20 protein-coding genes are annotated in these 16,875 nt (G+C 61.2%); 10 read left to right on the forward strand and 10 right to left on the reverse strand.

Features of this window, described 5'->3' with window-relative positions:
* Positions 1–125 precede the first annotated feature (125 nt).
* The 6 genes from AC3ITA_RS10095 to cysG all read left to right on the forward strand — a co-directional run bounded on the left by AC3ITA_RS10095 (position 126) and on the right by cysG (position 7,766).
* The gene (locus AC3ITA_RS10095; RefSeq protein WP_489280155.1) at positions 126–2,537 is read left to right on the forward strand and encodes a DNA translocase FtsK; all 2,412 of its coding nucleotides are present in this window, start codon (positions 126–128) and stop codon (positions 2,535–2,537) included.
* A gap of 66 nt (positions 2,538–2,603) precedes the next feature.
* Positions 2,604–3,227: an outer membrane lipoprotein periplasmic chaperone LolA gene (lolA, locus tag AC3ITA_RS10100; protein WP_095943729.1), complete on the forward strand. Its 624-nt coding sequence runs from the start codon at positions 2,604–2,606 to the stop codon at positions 3,225–3,227.
* Between the two features lie 150 nt (positions 3,228–3,377).
* Positions 3,378–4,700 (forward strand): replication-associated recombination protein A, encoded by a 1,323-nt coding sequence (locus AC3ITA_RS10105; RefSeq protein WP_095943730.1) that lies wholly within the window; start codon positions 3,378–3,380, stop codon positions 4,698–4,700.
* On the forward strand, positions 4,700–5,074 hold the full coding sequence (gene crcB / locus AC3ITA_RS10110; protein WP_008049383.1) for a fluoride efflux transporter CrcB: 375 nt from the start codon (positions 4,700–4,702) through the stop codon (positions 5,072–5,074). The genes AC3ITA_RS10105 and crcB overlap by 1 nt, the downstream gene beginning before the upstream one ends.
* A gap of 16 nt (positions 5,075–5,090) precedes the next feature.
* Complete coding sequence (gene serS / locus AC3ITA_RS10115; protein ID WP_489280158.1) at positions 5,091–6,371, forward strand: serine--tRNA ligase; 1,281 nt, start codon at positions 5,091–5,093, stop codon at positions 6,369–6,371.
* Positions 6,372–7,766, forward strand: a complete 1,395-nt coding sequence (gene cysG, locus AC3ITA_RS10120; RefSeq protein WP_095943732.1) for a siroheme synthase CysG — start codon at positions 6,372–6,374, stop codon at positions 7,764–7,766.
* A 117-nt stretch (positions 7,767–7,883) separates the two neighbouring features.
* Here the strand turns inward: cysG and AC3ITA_RS10125 are convergent, their stop codons facing one another.
* The 8 genes from AC3ITA_RS10125 to AC3ITA_RS10160 form a co-directional block, all read right to left on the reverse strand.
* Positions 7,884–8,885, reverse strand: a complete 1,002-nt coding sequence (locus tag AC3ITA_RS10125; RefSeq protein WP_489280160.1) for a glutathione S-transferase family protein — start codon at positions 8,883–8,885, stop codon at positions 7,884–7,886.
* A 91-nt stretch (positions 8,886–8,976) separates the two neighbouring features.
* Positions 8,977–9,978 carry a glycosyl transferase family protein gene (locus AC3ITA_RS10130; protein ID WP_150671694.1) on the reverse strand — a complete coding sequence of 334 codons (1,002 nt, stop codon included), beginning with the start codon at positions 9,976–9,978 and terminating at the stop codon, positions 8,977–8,979.
* The gene (locus AC3ITA_RS10135) at positions 9,975–10,310 is read right to left on the reverse strand and encodes a TusE/DsrC/DsvC family sulfur relay protein (protein ID WP_046037873.1); all 336 of its coding nucleotides are present in this window, start codon (positions 10,308–10,310) and stop codon (positions 9,975–9,977) included. Before AC3ITA_RS10135 ends, AC3ITA_RS10130 begins: the two co-directional genes overlap by 4 nt.
* Entirely contained in the window at positions 10,307–10,600 is a 294-nt protein-coding gene (tusB, locus tag AC3ITA_RS10140) for a sulfurtransferase complex subunit TusB (protein ID WP_489280162.1), read from the reverse strand. Before tusB ends, AC3ITA_RS10135 begins: the two co-directional genes overlap by 4 nt.
* Entirely contained in the window at positions 10,600–10,962 is a 363-nt protein-coding gene (gene tusC, locus AC3ITA_RS10145; RefSeq protein WP_095943736.1) for a sulfurtransferase complex subunit TusC, read from the reverse strand. Before tusC ends, tusB begins: the two co-directional genes overlap by 1 nt.
* A 1-nt stretch (position 10,963) precedes the next feature.
* Positions 10,964–11,356, reverse strand: a complete 393-nt coding sequence (gene tusD, locus AC3ITA_RS10150; RefSeq protein ID WP_414928113.1) for a sulfurtransferase complex subunit TusD — start codon at positions 11,354–11,356, stop codon at positions 10,964–10,966.
* A gap of 187 nt (positions 11,357–11,543) precedes the next feature.
* Positions 11,544–11,894, reverse strand: a complete 351-nt coding sequence (locus tag AC3ITA_RS10155; protein WP_150671692.1) for a DUF6388 family protein — start codon at positions 11,892–11,894, stop codon at positions 11,544–11,546.
* 20 nt (positions 11,895–11,914) lie between these two features.
* Positions 11,915–12,163 (reverse strand): hypothetical protein, encoded by a 249-nt coding sequence (locus tag AC3ITA_RS10160; protein ID WP_008049352.1) that lies wholly within the window; start codon positions 12,161–12,163, stop codon positions 11,915–11,917.
* Between the two features lie 148 nt (positions 12,164–12,311).
* On the opposite strand from AC3ITA_RS10160, the gene AC3ITA_RS10165 reads away from it, so the two are divergent.
* Positions 12,312–12,662, forward strand: coding sequence for a hypothetical protein (locus AC3ITA_RS10165; protein ID WP_414928100.1), 351 nt, complete (start codon positions 12,312–12,314; stop codon positions 12,660–12,662).
* Positions 12,663–12,792: 130 nt separating this feature from the next.
* On the opposite strand, the gene AC3ITA_RS10170 is transcribed toward AC3ITA_RS10165, so the two are convergent.
* A complete protein-coding gene (locus AC3ITA_RS10170; RefSeq protein WP_095943740.1) occupies positions 12,793–13,218 on the reverse strand; it encodes a GNAT family N-acetyltransferase in 426 nt (141 codons plus the stop codon).
* A 146-nt stretch (positions 13,219–13,364) separates the two neighbouring features.
* Here AC3ITA_RS10170 and AC3ITA_RS10175 point away from each other — a divergent pair, with 146 nt between their 5' ends.
* Both AC3ITA_RS10175 and AC3ITA_RS10180 read left to right on the forward strand, forming a co-directional pair.
* A complete protein-coding gene (locus tag AC3ITA_RS10175; protein WP_095943741.1) occupies positions 13,365–13,802 on the forward strand; it encodes a hemerythrin domain-containing protein in 438 nt (145 codons plus the stop codon).
* A 66-nt stretch (positions 13,803–13,868) separates the two neighbouring features.
* Positions 13,869–14,462, forward strand: a complete 594-nt coding sequence (locus AC3ITA_RS10180; RefSeq protein WP_095943742.1) for an NUDIX domain-containing protein — start codon at positions 13,869–13,871, stop codon at positions 14,460–14,462.
* On the opposite strand, the gene AC3ITA_RS10185 is transcribed toward AC3ITA_RS10180, so the two are convergent.
* Complete coding sequence (locus tag AC3ITA_RS10185; RefSeq protein ID WP_095943743.1) at positions 14,463–14,975, reverse strand: methylated-DNA--[protein]-cysteine S-methyltransferase; 513 nt, start codon at positions 14,973–14,975, stop codon at positions 14,463–14,465.
* A gap of 136 nt (positions 14,976–15,111) precedes the next feature.
* Here AC3ITA_RS10185 and ggt point away from each other — a divergent pair, with 136 nt between their 5' ends.
* Positions 15,112–16,839: a gamma-glutamyltransferase gene (gene ggt, locus AC3ITA_RS10190; protein ID WP_489280164.1), complete on the forward strand. Its 1,728-nt coding sequence runs from the start codon at positions 15,112–15,114 to the stop codon at positions 16,837–16,839.
* Positions 16,840–16,875 lie beyond the last annotated feature (36 nt).

The following is a 16,875-nucleotide window of genomic DNA, read 5'->3' on the forward strand; positions in this document are numbered from 1 at the left end:
CAGTGTTAAAAGTAGTCCCGGTAACGCGTGTTAACTTTTTTACCTGCCTGGATTGGGCAGTTTTTTTGCAGTTTTTATAGACATTCATCAGATGGACGCGCCATAGGCGCAGGAAAAGAAGCGTTTTGAAGAAATCCACCGCAGCACCTAAACCAGCCGTCGTACCACTCTGGCGCCAGCACTTGCACTACCGACTCAAGGAAGGTGCGCTGATCGCCATCGGTGCCTTGTGCCTGTTCCTGATGATGGCCTTGTTGACCTATGGCAAGGATGATCCGGGCTGGAGTCATAACAGCAAGATCGACGACGTGCAGAACTTCGGCGGACCAGCGGGCTCCTACAGCGCCGATATCCTGTTCATGGTGCTGGGTTACTTCGCCTACATCTTCCCGTTGCTGCTGGCCGTCAAGGCGTACCAGATCTTCCGCCAGCGCCACGAACCGTGGCAATGGAGCGGCTGGTTGTTCTCCTGGCGCCTGATCGGCCTGGTGTTCCTGGTGCTGTCGGGCGCCGCCCTGGCCCATATCCATTTCCATGCCGCGACCGGTCTGCCGGCCGGTGCGGGCGGTGCGCTGGGGGAAAGCCTCGGCGAACTGGCCAGGAACGCCCTGAATATCCAGGGCAGCACGCTGTTGTTCATTGCCTTGTTCCTGTTCGGCCTGACCGTGTTTACCGACCTGTCGTGGTTCAAAGTGATGGACATCACTGGCAAGATCACCCTCGACCTGTTCGAACTGTTCCAGGGCGCCGCCAATCGCTGGTGGGCAGCCCGTACCGAGCGCAAACAGCTGGTCGCCCAGTTGCGTGAAGTCGACGACCGTATGGATGAAGTGGTCGCGCCGACCGTCACCGACAAGCGCGAGCAGGCCAAGGTCAAGGAGCGCCTGATCGAGCGTGAGCAAGCCCTGAGCAAGCACATGTCCGAGCGCGAGAAGCAGGTGCCGCCGGTGATTGCGCCCGCGCCGCCAAAGCCCGCCGCACCGAGCAAGCGCGTCGAAAAAGAGAAGCAGGCGCCACTGTTCGTCGACAGCGCCGTGGAAGGCACCTTGCCGCCGATCTCGATTCTCGACCCGGCGGAAAAGAAACAGCTCAATTACTCGCCCGAATCCCTGGCTGCGGTTGGCCACTTGCTGGAAATCAAGCTCAAGGAATTCGGCGTCGAAGTCACAGTGGATTCGATTCACCCGGGCCCGGTGATCACCCGTTACGAAATCCAGCCGGCGGCCGGGGTCAAGGTCAGCCGTATTTCCAACCTGGCCAAAGACCTTGCGCGCTCCCTGGCCGTGACCAGCGTGCGCGTGGTGGAAGTTATTCCGGGCAAGACCACGGTCGGTATCGAGATTCCCAACGAAGACCGGCAGATCGTGCGCTTCTCCGAGGTGTTGTCGACCCCCGAGTACGACAACTTCAAGTCGCCGGTCACCCTGGCCCTGGGCCACGACATCGGTGGCAAGCCGGTCATCACCGACCTGGCGAAAATGCCACATTTGCTGGTGGCCGGTACCACCGGTTCCGGTAAGTCGGTGGGTGTGAACGCGATGATCCTGTCGATCCTGTTCAAGTCCGGCCCGGAAGACGCCAAGCTGATCATGATCGACCCGAAAATGCTCGAACTGTCGATCTACGAAGGCATTCCGCACCTGCTGTGCCCGGTGGTCACCGACATGAAGGACGCCGCCAACGCCCTGCGCTGGAGCGTTGCCGAGATGGAGCGACGCTACAAGCTGATGGCCAAGATGGGTGTGCGAAACCTGTCGGGCTTCAACGCCAAGGTCAAGGAAGCCCAGGACGCCGGCGAGCCGTTGAGCGATCCGCTGTACAAGCGCGAAAGCATCCACGACGAAGCGCCGCTGCTGAGCAAGTTGCCGACCATCGTGGTCGTAGTCGACGAATTCGCCGACATGATGATGATCGTGGGCAAGAAGGTTGAAGAACTGATCGCCCGTATCGCGCAAAAGGCGCGTGCGGCCGGTATCCACTTGATCCTGGCTACCCAGCGTCCGTCGGTGGATGTGATCACCGGTCTGATCAAGGCCAACATCCCGACCCGCATGGCGTTCCAGGTATCGAGCAAGATCGACTCCCGGACCATCATCGACCAGGGCGGCGCCGAACAACTGCTGGGTCACGGTGACATGCTCTACATGCCGCCGGGCACCAGCCTGCCGATTCGTGTTCACGGTGCTTTCGTGTCCGACGATGAGGTTCACCGCGTGGTGGAAGCCTGGAAGCTGCGGGGCGCGCCGGAATACAACGACGACATTCTCAATGGGGTCGAAGAGGCGGGCAGCGGCTTTGAAGGCAGCAGCGGTGGCGGCGACGGAGACGATCCCGAGGCCGATGCGCTGTACGACGAAGCCGTGCAGTTCGTGCTGGAAAGCCGTCGCGCCTCCATTTCCGCGGTTCAGCGCAAGCTGAAGATCGGCTACAACCGTGCCGCGCGCATGATCGAAGCCATGGAAATGGCCGGGGTCGTGACGTCCATGAACACCAACGGTTCGCGTGAAGTCCTGGCCCCGGACCCGGTGCGCGACTGACCCGAGTTTGAAAGGGGTGGTGCCTTCGGCGCCGCCCGCACTCCCACGAATGTTATGAGGACTCCCATGCGTCTGATCCGCATGCTGTTGCTGCCGGTACTGGCCTTGACCACGCTCCAGGCTAACGCCGATGACAAGGACGTGGCACGCCTGACCCAACTGCTGGAAAAATCCAAGACGCTGACGGCCAACTTTTCGCAGCTGACCCTCGACGGCAGCGGCACCCAGTTGCAGGAAACCAGCGGCGACATGACGCTGCAGCGCCCGGGCCTGTTCTACTGGCACACTAATGCGCCGGCCGAGCAGACCATGGTATCCGACGGCAAGAAAGTCACTCTGTGGGATCCGGATCTGGAACAGGCGACGATCAAGAAGCTGGACGAGCGTCTGACCCAGACCCCGGCTCTGCTGTTGTCCGGTGACGTGTCGAAGATCAGCCAGAGTTTCGACATCACCGCGAAAGAGGCCGGTGGCGTGATCGACTTCACCTTGAAGCCGAAAACCAAGGACACTCTGTTCGACAACCTGCGTCTGTCGTTCCGCAACGGTCTGCTCAACGACATGCAATTGATCGACAGCGTCGGCCAGCGCACCAACATCCTGTTCACCGGGGTGAAGGCCAACGAGCCGATCCCGGCGTCGAAGTTCAAGTTCGACATCCCCAAGGGTGCGGATGTAATTCAAGAGTAAAACGCCGAACCTTGTAGGAGCGAGCCTGCTCGCGATGAACTCCAGGACACCGCTGGGTGTCAGGCTGCCAGCGTTATCGTTGACGTCCATCGCGAGCAGGCTCGCTCCTACAGAATCGGCGTCAGACCCAGTGAGGTTTCAGAGATAGCCATGGACCTGTTTCGCAGCACCCCCATCGCCCAGCCTTTGGCCGCCCGCTTGCGTGCGGCCAATCTGGACGAGTACGTCGGTCAGGAGCACGTGCTCGCTCGCGGCAAGCCCTTGCGCGAAGCGCTGGAGCAGGGGGCCCTGCATTCGATGATTTTCTGGGGCCCGCCCGGGGTCGGCAAAACCACCCTGGCGCGATTGCTCGCGGAAGTCTCGGACGCGCACTTCGAAACGGTCTCGGCGGTGCTGGCCGGGGTCAAGGAGATCCGCCAATCGGTGGAAATCGCCAAGCAGCAGGCCGCGCAGTACGGCCGCCGCACCATCCTGTTCGTCGACGAAGTGCATCGCTTCAACAAGTCCCAGCAGGATGCGTTTCTGCCCTATGTCGAAGACGGCACGCTGATTTTCATCGGCGCGACCACGGAAAACCCCTCGTTCGAACTCAACAACGCCTTGCTCTCCCGGGCGCGGGTCTATGTGCTCAAGAGCCTCGACGAAGCGGCCCTGCGCAAACTGGTGCACCGTGCGCTGACCGAGGAGCGTGGCCTGGGCAAGCGAAACCTGACCCTCAGCGACGAAGGCTTCCAGATGCTGCTGTCGGCCGCCGATGGTGATGGCCGGCGCCTGCTCAACCTGCTGGAAAACGCCTCGGACCTGGCCGAGGACAACAGCGAGATCGGCACCGAGCTCCTGCAAAGCCTGCTTGGCGATACCCGCCGGCGGTTCGACAAGGGCGGTGAAGCGTTCTACGACCAAATCTCCGCGCTGCATAAATCGGTGCGCGGCTCCAACCCCGATGGTGCGCTGTACTGGTTTGCGCGGATGATCGACGGCGGTTGCGACCCCTTGTACCTGGCCCGGCGCGTGGTGCGCATGGCCAGCGAAGACATCGGCAATGCCGACCCCCGGGCCCTGAGCCTGTGCCTGGCGGCCTGGGAAGTGCAGGAACGCCTGGGCAGCCCCGAAGGCGAGCTGGCGGTGGCCCAGGCCATCACCTATCTGGCCTGCGCGCCAAAGAGCAACGCGGTGTACATGGGCTTCAAGACCGCACTGCGCGCCGCCGCCGAACACGGCTCGCTGGAAGTGCCGCTGCACCTGCGCAACGCGCCGACCAAGCTTATGAAACAGCTGGGTTATGGCGATGAATACCGTTATGCCCACGATGAGCCGGACGCCTATGCTGCCGGCGAAGACTATTTCCCGGAAGAACTCGACCCGATCCCGTTCTATCAGCCCGTGCCCCGTGGCCTTGAGTTGAAGATCGGAGAGAAGCTCAATCACCTGGCGAAACTCGACCGTTTAAGCCCAAGGCAGCGGAGAAAATAGTGCTTCCCTTGATCGTTGCGGTTTCCGTCGGCGGGATGGCCGGCACTCTGTTGCGCTTCGCCACCGGCAACTGGATCAACGCGAATTGGCCACGGCACTTCTATACCGCGACGCTGGCCGTTAATATCGTGGGCTGTTTGCTGATCGGCGTTTTATACGGTCTGTTTTTGATACGCCCGGAGGTGCCCATCGAGGTGCGTGCCGGGTTGATGGTCGGCTTCCTCGGGGGGCTGACGACTTTTTCATCCTTTTCACTGGATACGGTGCGCCTGCTGGAAAGCGGGCAAGTACCGCTGGCCCTGGGCTATGCGGCGCTCAGCGTATTCGGCGGGCTGCTTGCCACCTGGGCCGGCCTGTCCTTGACCAAACTTTGATAAACGAGAAACCGACATGCTCGATTCCAAACTGTTACGTAGCAACCTTCAGGACGTAGCGGACCGCCTGGCATCCCGTGGCTATACCCTGGATGTTGCGCGCATCGAAGCGCTGGAAGAACAGCGCAAGACCGTCCAGACCCGCACCGAAGCACTGCAGGCTGAACGTAATGCGCGCTCCAAATCCATCGGTCAGGCCAAGCAGCGCGGTGAAGACATCGCGCCGCTGATGGCGGACGTCGAGCGCATGGCGGGCGAATTGAGCGCCGGTAAAGTCGAACTGGACGCGATCCAGACCGATCTGGACTCGATCCTGCTGGGTATCCCCAACCTGCCGCACGAATCGGTACCGGTCGGCGAAGACGAAGACGGCAACGTCGAAGTGCGCCGCTGGGGCACCCCGACAGCCTTCGATTTCCCGGTTCAGGACCACGTCGCCCTGGGCGAGAAGTTCGGCTGGCTGGACTTCGAAACCGCCGCCAAGCTGTCCGGCGCCCGTTTCGCCCTGCTGCGCGGCCCGATTGCCCGTCTGCACCGCGCCCTGGCGCAGTTCATGATCAACCTGCACGTCACCGAGCACGGCTACGAAGAGGCCTACACGCCTTATCTGGTCCAGGCCCCGGCGCTGCAAGGCACCGGCCAGTTGCCGAAGTTCGAAGAAGACCTGTTCAAGATCGCCCGCGAAGGCGAAGCCGATCTGTACCTGATCCCGACCGCCGAAGTGTCGCTGACCAACATCGTCGCCGGCGAAATCGTCGATTCGAAACTGCTGCCGATCAAGTTCGTCGCCCACACGCCATGTTTCCGCAGTGAAGCCGGCGCGTCGGGCCGCGACACCCGCGGCATGATCCGCCAGCACCAGTTCGACAAGGTTGAAATGGTGCAGATCGTCGAGCCGTCGCAGTCGATGCAAGCGCTGGAAGGCCTGACCGCCAACGCCGAGAAAGTCCTGCAACTGCTGGAACTGCCTTACCGCACCCTGGCGCTGTGCACCGGCGACATGGGCTTCAGCGCGGTCAAGACCTACGACCTGGAAGTGTGGATCCCGAGCCAGGACAAGTACCGCGAAATCTCGTCGTGCTCCAACTGCGGCGACTTCCAGGCCCGCCGCATGCAGGCGCGCTTCCGCAACCCGGAAACCGGCAAGCCGGAACTGGTGCACACCCTGAACGGCTCCGACCTGGCGGTCGGTCGTACCCTGGTGGCGGTGCTTGAGAACTATCAGCAGGCCGACGGTTCGATCCGCGTGCCTGAAGTCCTCAAACCGTACATGGGTGGCCTCGAGGTTATCGGCTAAATGAACTATCTGCCGCTGTTTCACAACCTTCGCGGCAGTCGTGTGTTGGTCGTCGGCGGGGGGGAGATTGCCTTGCGCAAATCCCGCCTGCTGGCCGATGCCGGTGCGCTGCTGCGGGTGGTTGCACCTGAAATCGAAGCGCAACTGCGCGAACTGGTTGCCGGCAGCGGTGGCGAGTGCCTGCTACGTGGCTACGCCGAGGCGGATCTGGACGGTTGCGGGCTGATCATTGCCGCCACCGACGACGAAACGCTGAACGCACAAGTCTCCGCCGATGCCCATCGGCGTTGCGTACCGGTCAATGTGGTGGACGCGCCAGCCCTGTGCAGCGTGATCTTCCCGGCCATCGTCGACCGTTCTCCGTTGATCATTGCAGTGTCCAGCGGCGGCGATGCGCCGGTGCTGGCGCGTTTGATTCGGGCCAAGATCGAAACCTGGATTCCTTCCACCTACGGTCACCTGGCCGGGCTGGCGGCGCGATTCCGTCATCAGGTCAAAGGCCTGTTTCCGGATGTGCAGCAGCGTCGGGCGTTCTGGGAAGATGTTTTCCAGGGACCGATTGCCGATCGGCAACTGGCCGGGCAGGGCGGTGAAGCCGAGCGCTTGCTCCAGGCGAAAATCGATGGCGAAGCGCCAGTGGCTACCGGTGAGGTCTATCTGGTGGGCGCAGGGCCAGGTGACCCCGACCTGCTGACGTTCAAGGCACTGCGTCTGATGCAGCAAGCTGACGTGGTGCTGTACGACCGCTTGGTGGCGCCAGCGATTCTCGAACTGTGCCGTCGCGACGCCGAGCGGGTCTACGTCGGCAAGCGTCGTGCTGATCATGCAGTGCCGCAGGATCAGATCAACCAGCAATTGGTGGACCTGGCCAAGCAAGGCAAGCGTGTGGTGCGATTGAAGGGCGGTGATCCGTTCATCTTCGGTCGTGGTGGCGAGGAGATCGAAGAATTGGCTGCCCATGGCATCCCGTTCCAGGTCGTGCCGGGGATCACGGCGGCCAGTGGTTGCGCAGCCTATGCCGGGATTCCGCTGACTCACCGCGATTATGCGCAGTCGGTGCGCTTTGTCACCGGGCACCTGAAGGACGGTTCCACCGATTTGCCCTGGGCCGATCTGGTGGCCCCGGCGCAAACCCTGGTGTTCTACATGGGGCTGGTGGGCTTGCCGATCATCTGCGAGCAGTTGATCAAGCATGGTCGCGCCGCCGATACCCCGGCGGCACTGATCCAGCAGGGCACCACGGTCAACCAGCGGGTGTTTACCGGCACCCTGGCGGACCTGCCACGCCTGGTGGCGGAGCATGAAGTGCATGCGCCGACCTTGGTGATCGTCGGTGAAGTGGTGCAACTGCGCGAGAAACTGGCGTGGTTCGAAGGGGCTCAATCAGACGTCTGAGTACCGCGTCGACCTCAATCGCGAGCAGGCTCGCTCCTACAGTGGACTTGTGTCGTTTACACATCCCCTGTAGGAGCGAGCCTGCTCGCGATGGGGCCTTCAAAACCTGCACAAATCTCAACCCCTGCGCCAAACCCCTTTCCCGCTCAACCGCTCCCGATCATGGGCCGCGGTGAAGTCCTGGGCTGGCCCTTTTGGCACCACGCCCGTCGGGTTGATGGTGCGGTGGCTGGCGTAGTAGTGGTTTTTGATGTGGGTGAAGTCCACCGTCTCGGCGATCCCCGGCCACTGATAAATCTCCCGCAGCCAGTTCGACAGGTTCGGATAATCGGCAATCCGCCGCAGATTGCACTTGAAGTGCCCGTAGTACACCGCATCGAAGCGAATCAGCGTGGTGAACAGGCGGATGTCCGCTTCGCTCAGGCACTCGCCAGCCAGATAACGGTTGGCGCCCAGCAGCAACTCCAGGCGGTCCAGTTCGGCAAATACCTCATCGAAAGCTTGTTCATAAGCCTGTTGCGAGGTGGCAAAGCCGGCGCGGTACACGCCATTGTTCACCGCCGGATAAATCCGCTCGTTCAACGCATCGATCTCACCGCGCAACGGCGCCGGGTAGAAGTCCAGGTCGTTAGCGGTCAGATCGTCGAAGGCGCCATTGAACATGCGGATGATTTCCGATGATTCATTGTTGACGATGCGATTCTGTTGTTTGTCCCACAGCACCGGTACGGTGACGCGGCCGGTGTAGTCGGCGGTGTCGGCGGTGTAGCGCTGGTGCATGAAGGCGAAGTGATCGAGCTTGTCGCCGGTCGAGCCAAGGTGCTGGTCGAAGGTCCAGCCGTTTTCCAGCATCAACCAGCTGACCACCGAGACGTCGATCAGCCTTTCGAGGCCTTTGAGTTTGCGCAGGATCAGCGTGCGATGGGCCCACGGACAGGCCAGCGACACGTACAAGTGATAGCGCCCGGGCTCGGCCGCAAAACCGCCGACGCCGGTCGGACCCGGCTTGCCGTCAGCGGTCAACCAGTTGCGACGCTGCGCCTGTTCACGCTGGAACGCGCCGTCCTTGCTGCTTTCGTACCACTTGTCCTGCCAGCGGCCATCCACTAACAAACCCATGTTCAAGACTCCTTAAACCCATAATCGATGGAGTCGAGTCTATTCCGATGAGTTCGAACAAAAAGCGCAAAGATCGGGCGAGAATGATCGATTAAATCGATTTGTCCCGCGCGGCCCAGTATTTTTCAGCGGTTTCGAAGGCCTGTTCGCGGCTCTGTCCCAGGCCGCGCAGGGCCAGGGCCATGGTCGAGATCAGGGCCATTTGCGGGTAGCTGTCGACCACATCGCCACGCCAGACCGCTTTCAAATGTTCAGGGTCAAGCGAGGCAGGTTTGACGTGACGCTGCGCCGACAACTGCGGCCATTCCTCGTCCCAGCTCTCGCCGCCGGTGGTGCCGTACAGGTGGCTGTCGGCGTCCGGGTTGATCTCGATCTCGCCGCCATCGCCCTTGATCACGATGGCGGTGTCACCCAGCAGGCCGCTGGCATCGCGATGCACGGCCTGATAGCCCGGGTGAAAAATGCTCTGCAGGCCGCAACGGGCGCCCAGCGGATTGAGAATCCGCGCCAGGGAGTGGATCGGCGAGCGCAGGCCCAGGGTGTTGCGCAGGTCGATCATGCGTTGCAGCTGCGGCGCCCAGTCCATCAAAGGCATGAAGGCCAGGCCGCCGTTATCCAGCGCGGAGCCGACCTGTTGCCAGTCGCGGCACAGCGGGATGTTCAATTCACCCAGCAGTTGCTCGCTGTACAGCCGACCGGCCGTGTGGGCGCCGCCGCCGTGCATGAAAATCCGCACGCCGTTTTGCGCCAGGCACTTGGCTGCCAGCAGATACCACGGCAAGTGCCGTTTCTTGCCGGCATAGGTCGGCCAGTCCAGATCCACCGCCAGCGCCGGAGGATTCAGGCGTTCACGCAGGGCTTCGGTGAAACCGGCCATTTCCTCGGCGCTTTCTTCCTTGTGCCGCAGCAACATCAGGAACGCGCCGAGCTGGGTTTCCTCGACCTTTTCATCAAACACCATGCCCATGGCTTCGCGGGCCTCGACCCGGGTCAAGTCACGGGCGCCGCGCTTGCCTTTGCCAAGGATCCGCACGAACTGGGCGAACGGATGCTCGGCGGGCGTTTCGAGTGTCAGTGCTGGGTAATCGGTCATAAGCAATTCGTCGGTTTGGGCAGGCCCGCCAGTTTCGCGGCGAGTTTGGCGGGAGTGCCTTTGAACAGTCGGTTCAGGTGCAGGCTGTTGCCTTTTTCCGGGCCGAGTTTCAGGGCGGTGTATTTGATCAGTGGTCGGGTGGCCGGTGACAGCTGGAATTCGGCGTAGAAACTGCGCAGCAGTTCGAGGACTTCCCAGTGTTCGGGCGTCAACTCGATGTCTTCGGCAGCCGCCAGGGCACTGGCCACATCGGCGGACCAGTCACTGAGTTCGACCAGGAAACCGTCCTTGTCCAGTTCGATGGCGCGGGCGCCGACCGTCAATGCATTCATAGCCAACTGTTGACCTTGTCGTAGTGAATCGACAGTTCGACGAAGGCCGGGTAATCGATGGCGTTGGTCCAGTCTGGAACTGCAAGCGCACGGGCCTGGGCATCTTCGGCCAGCACGAACAGCTTCAGGCCGCGTGCGCTGAGCGCCGTGAACGGCGCGGTGCCTGGTTGCAACGCATAGGTGGCATCACCGGACAACAGCAACCCGTCGTTGGCGCCGATCACGCGCAGGCAACTGGTCAGGCGTTCGTCGCCGAAAGGGGAATGAGACAACACATGCAAAGTCGGCATCAGAGGGTGATCACCTGGTCGTAACGGTCAATGAGGGCGGTGATTTCGTGGGCGGTCAACACTTGGGCTTCTTCCAGCGACAGGCCGCTCGGGTCCAGGCCGCGCTGGGCGATGCTGTCTCCGCAGGCAAACAGTTCCTCGACACCGAACATCGGCAGGGCTTGCAGGTTGGCGCTCAGGTCTTTCTGTTGCAGGGCCCTGGCGTTCTGACTGGCGGCCAACTGGAACACGCCGTCATCGAGAAACAACAGGCCGATCGGCAGATCGAAAGCGCCCCCTGCCAGCACGATGTCCAGTGCTTCCCGCGCGCCCGGGCCGGACCATGGCGACTGGCGGCTGACGATCAATATGGATTTGGCCATGTCATGCGCCTCCGAAACAGATCAGACGGTCGGCATCCTGCGCCGCGTCATGCAATTGGCCGAGGCCGGACAATTCCCACGGCGCACCGACGGCAACCGCCTCGCGTTGATAGCGCTTGGCTTCTTCTTCATTCAACACGCCACGACGCAGCGCGGCGGCGATGCACACCACGCCATCGAGTCGATGGTCGCTGACGAATGCCCGCCATTGCTTGGGCAAGTCCGGTTCATCCTGGGGCGTGACCACGCTGGCGGACGCGTTGTAGACGCCATCCTGGTAGAAAAACAGCCGGACAATCTCGTGCCCGCCAGCCAGCGCGGCCTGGGCGAACAGCAGGGCGCGGCGCGAGGAGGGCGCGTGGGGGGCGGAAAATACGGCGATGGCGAACTTCATGACGGACTCGATCAGCGAAACTGTGGCCATGATAATGCTTTATCGGCGGGGCGGCTAAAGTGATGTTGTCTGCGCGGGCCTCTTCGCGGGCAAGCCCGTTCCCACAGTGATCTGTGCCATGCCAAAGATTGCGGTATGACCACAAAACCTGCGGGCTTGCCCGCGATGACAGCCTGGAGGACACCGCTCAGTGCGGACTTGAACGCGGTTGCGGTTCTATCCCGTACAGGTCGCAATACTCCAGCCAATCCATCCCGGCCATTTCCGCGACTTCGCGGTGTACTTCAAGGCGCTGGGCCTCATAGTCCTGAGGGGTGGCGGTGGTCAATTTGAGGGTCAGTTCCCAGGCGAACAGTCCGAGGCGCTCGGCTTCGGCTTCGAAGGCTTCATGCAAGCGTTCGTCACGGTACTGCGCCGGCGTTTCGCCCTTGACCTGGGCCAGCAACGGGTTGAGATGATCGAGGTCGTGGCGCAACTCGGGGCGCTCATCGAGAAATCTCTTGAGTGCTTGCTCATGCTGCTGTTCGGTTGCCGCCATGGTCGCTCCTTGAGAACCGATTACGAGGATTGCTTCTTGCCGGCCTTGGCCGCTGCCGCCAGGCATTCGAGGGCGAACTGTTCGGTGTAGGTCATCTGGATCGGCGTGGTTTCGCCTTTGACGGTTCTTTCGCCGTCGAGGATGTAGCGAATCCGCTTGTCGGTGACGCCGATTCGCTTGGCAATCCAGGACGGCGTCTGACCGATCTGGCTGATCAGCTTGTCGGCATATTCAGTGCTCGGTTTGTAGAACTCGGCATTAGGTGTCATCAGATTTCCAGTCAGGGGTGCGATGGGGCGTTATTGGCGCGACAGGGTGCGCGAATCGTTGCGCGCTGTCGCGGTATAAATGCAGTAAAGCAGAACGATACGGGCTGCCGGGGTGATAAAGTCCGCTTTTTCCCGATGAGTGAATGCAATGCGAATTCTGATGGTGGCGCTGGCCGTGACGTTGCTGGCCGGATGCGCCGGCTCGACGATGAACGACGCCCGCACCAAAGCCCCGTACAAGACCCTGACCTCGGAAAAACCGGGAAAAGACGTCGCCCAGTGCGTGCAGTTTTCCTGGCAGGACGAGGCTGTGTTCGGCGTCGATGCGGCTGCCTATTTGCAGCCAGGGGAGAAGGGCGGCACGACGGTTTACACCCGCTCGGCGGAGTCCTTCGTCGACGTGACCACCGATGCCTCGGGCACGGTGTTGAGCTATTACGCGCAGAAGGACGATTTCGTGGCCAAACGCCGGCTGGCGGCGTTGGCGACTTGTCTGTGATTTGAAGGTTTATTGCATACCCCTGTAGGAGCGAGCCTGCTCGCGATAGCGGTAAGTCAGTCGACATCAATGTTGAATGACAGTCCGCCATCGCGAGCAGGCTCGCTCCTACAGTGGTTTTGTGTGTTGGTCAGTAATTCAGGCGCTTCTGGAAGAAGTAGTGCTTGTGGCCCGGCGGGTAATCGGCAATGTGCCCGATCTCGCTGTAGCCGCATTTCTTGTAGAACCCAGGTGCCTGGAATTCGAAGGTGTCGAGCCACAGCCCGACGCAGCGTCGTTCCCGCGCCAGGTCCTCGGCCATCTGCATCAGTCGCGAACCCAGGCCCTGTCCCCGGGCCTGCTCCGGCACCACCAGCAAGTCGATGTACAGCCACTGGTAAAACAATCGTCCATGCAGGCCGCCGAGGATCTCGTCGTTGTCGTCGCGCACCAGCAAGGCGATGTGCTCAGGCACGTTACCTTCGGCCTTCGAGCCGTTGTAGGCGCGCAAGGGTTTGAGGATGGCCTGGCGTTGTTCTTCCGTGGGGTTTTTCGACAGTTCGATACGCAGGTTCATGGCTATATCCTTATGGCAGTGAAACCGCAGCCTAACGTGGTCGCCGCCAATGTTCCATCAGTACCCGGCAGGTGGAACCGTCGCCTGCGCGCAGATGTCATTCATTAGTACGCGTCATTCCAGAGTGCGACCGATGAGGACACGCCGTGAATATCTTCGAAGCCCTGCGCGAAAGCCATGAACGCCAACGTACCTACGCCAAAGCCCTGATCCACACCAGCGGCGACAGCCCCGAACGTGTCGAGGCCTACAAACGACTCAAGTCTGAATTGCAGGCTCACGCCACGGCCGAAGAGCGGCATTTCTACATCCCGTTGATGGAGTTCGACAACGGAGTCGACCTCAGCCGTCATGGCATTGCCGAACATCACGAAATGGATGAAATGATGGAAGAACTGGACGACACCGAGATGTCCAGCCCGGCCTGGCTGGTGGCCGCTAAAAAGCTCTCGGAGAAGGTGCATCACCACCTCGAGGAAGAAGAGCAGAAGTTCTTCCAGATGGCCGGCAAGCTGCTCGATGACAAACAGAAAGAGTCGTTGGCCGGACAATACGAGAAGGAGTACAAGGCGCAGCTTGCCTGAGGGGGCAAAGGCTGTCCGTTTTCACTTAACATAGGGCCCTTCAGACCAATAACAGGACGCGTTGTCATGTCGAACACTGCCGAGCGGGTCAACATCCTGGAGTCTCAGGTGCTGTCCCACGACTGGTACCTGCTCAAGAAAATCACCTTCGATTACCAACGCAACAATGGCGAGTGGCAACGCCAGGTCCGGGAGGTTTACGACCGTGGCAATGGCGCGGCGATTCTCCTGTACAACCGCGAAAAGAAAACTGTGGTACTGACTCGACAATTTCGCCTGCCGGTGTTCGTCAACGGTCACGATGGGCTGTTGATCGAAGTGGCGGCGGGGCTGCTGGAAGGCGCGGCGCCTGAAGACCGTATCCGCGATGAAGCGGAGGAAGAGACGGGTTACCGCGTGCACCATGTGCAGAAGGTGTTCGAGGCGTACATGAGCCCCGGTTCGGTGACGGAAAAACTGCACTTCTTCATTGCCGAATACGACGCGAAGTCGAAAGTCAGCGACGGTGGTGGGCTGGAGGCGGAAACCGAAGAGCTGGAAGTGCTGGAGTGGACGTTCGATAACGCGCTCGAAGCGTTTTACCGTGGCGAAATCTGCGACGCCAAGACCATCATGCTGTTGCAGTATGCAGCGATGAAAAACCTCTTCGCCCAAGCATGATCAAAAGCCTGGCAGGCGTGCCGTGCCAGGCCATTGCCCACCCTCCAGCGTCAGCAACAACGCCTTCGCCTCAAGCCCACCGGCAAACCCGGTGAGCTTGCCCGACGCGCCAATCACCCGGTGACACGGCGCCACGATCGAAATCGGGTTCTTGCCATTCGCCGCACCCACCGCCCTGACCGCCGCCGGGTTGCCGATCTGTTCGGCGATCTGGCTGTAGCTGCGGGTCTCGCCGAACGGGATGGTCAGCAGCGCCGCCCAGACCTTCTTCTGGAATTCCGTGCCGGCAAAATCCAGATCCAGTTCGAAGCGATCGCGGGTGCCGGAAAAATATTCGCGTAGCTGCGCAGCCGTGCGCACCAGGATCGGATTGTCCGGCGCTTCGCTCATCGGCCCCAGGCGCACCCGGCCCGGTTTGTCGTTTTCCCAGAGGATGGCCGCCAGTCGTGAACCGTTCGCGACCAGCTTCAACTGGCCCACGGGTGAAGACACGGTGGTGCAGGTAGAGGTCATGCCAGGGCTCGCGCAAAATTGCTGAACAGGCGTTAAGGATACTGCCTCGACGGGGAGGCGCAATACGTAATCCCGACCATACTTGGCAACGGCTTTTGAAACGTTTCCCTGTTTAATGACAAGAAGAGACCGACTCATGAAGTACGAACCTTTTGCCAAATCGCTGATTGCGACCTCGTTGGCGCTCAGCTGCCTGACCGCCCATGCCGCCTCCGTGGCCCCGGCTACCGGGGAAAACGGCATGGTGGTCACGGCCCAGCACCTGGCCAGCCATGTGGGCGTGGATGTGCTCAAGAACGGCGGCAATGCCGTGGATGCGGCGGTCGCGGTCGGCTATGCGCTGGCGGTGGTGTACCCCGCGGCAGGCAACCTCGGCGGTGGTGGTTTCATGACCATTCAACTGGCGGACGGGCGCAAGACCTTCCTCGACTTCCGTGAAAAAGCGCCGCTGGCCGCCACCGCCAACATGTACCTGGACAAGGAGGGCAACGTCGTTCCCGATCTGAGTACCCGTGGCCACCTGGCCGTGGGCGTGCCGGGCACCGTTTCGGGCATGGAACTGGCGCTGTCCAAGTACGGCACCAAACCGCGCAAGGAAATCATCGCCCCGGCCATCAAGCTGGCCGAAGACGGTTTCGTGCTGGAGCAGGGCGACGTCGATCTGCTGGACTATGCCACCGACATGTTCAAGAAGGACATCAAGGATTCCGGCGCGATCTTCCTGAGCAAAGGCGAGCCGATGCAGGTCGGCCAGAAACTGGTGCAAAAGGACCTGAGCAAGACCTTGCGGGAGATCTCCGAGAAAGGCGCCGACGGTTTCTATAAAGGTTGGGTGGCCGACGCCATCGTCACCTCCAGCCAGGCCAACAAGGGCATCATCACCCAGGCCGACCTCGACAAATACAAGACCCGTGAACTGGCGCCCATCGAGTGCGACTACCGTGGCTACCACGTGGTTTCCGCACCTCCACCGAGTTCCGGCGGCGTGGTGATCTGCGAAATCATGAACATCCTCGAAGGCTATCCGATGAAGGATCTGGGCTATCACTCGGCCCAGGGCATGCACTATCAGATCGAGGCCATGCGCCACGCCTATGTGGACCGCAACAGCTATCTGGGCGACCCGGATTTCGTGAAGAACCCGATTGCCCACTTGCTGGATAAAAACTACGCGACCAAGCTGCGCGAAGCGATCAAGCCGCAAAAAGCCGCGATTTCCAGTGAACTCAAACCCGGTGTAGCGCCCCATGAAGGCAGCAACACCACGCATTACTCCATCGTCGACAAGTGGGGCAACGCGGTGTCGGTGACCTACACCCTCAATGACTGGTTCGGTGCCGGCGTGATGGCGAGCAAGACCGGGGTCATCCTCAACGATGAAATGGACGACTTCACCTCGAAAATCGGCGTGCCGAACATGTACGGCCTGGTGCAGGGCGAGGCCAACGCCATCGCGCCCGGCAAGGCGCCGCTGTCGTCCATGAGCCCGACCATCGTCACCAAGGACGGCAAAGTGGTGATGGTGGTCGGTACGCCGGGTGGCAGCCGCATCATCACCGCGACCTTGCTGACCATGCTCAACGTGATCGACTACGGCATGAACATCCAGGAAGCGGTGGATGCACCGCGTTTTCACCAGCAGTGGCTGCCGGAGGAAACCAACCTGGAAGCCTTCACCACCAGCCCGGACACAGTGAAAATCCTCGAAAGCTGGGGCCACAAGTTTGCTGGTCCACAGGATGCCAACCACCTGGCGGCGATCCTGGTCGGCGCGCCGTCCCTGGGTGGCAAGCCGGTCGGCAATAACCGTTTCTACGGGGCGAACGACCCACGGCGTAACACCGGGTTGTCGCTCGGTTATTGAGGGTTGTGTCCGGAGGGGGACGGGCTTATGTTCGTC

This window comes from Pseudomonas sp. GL_090, from assembly GCF_057837765.1.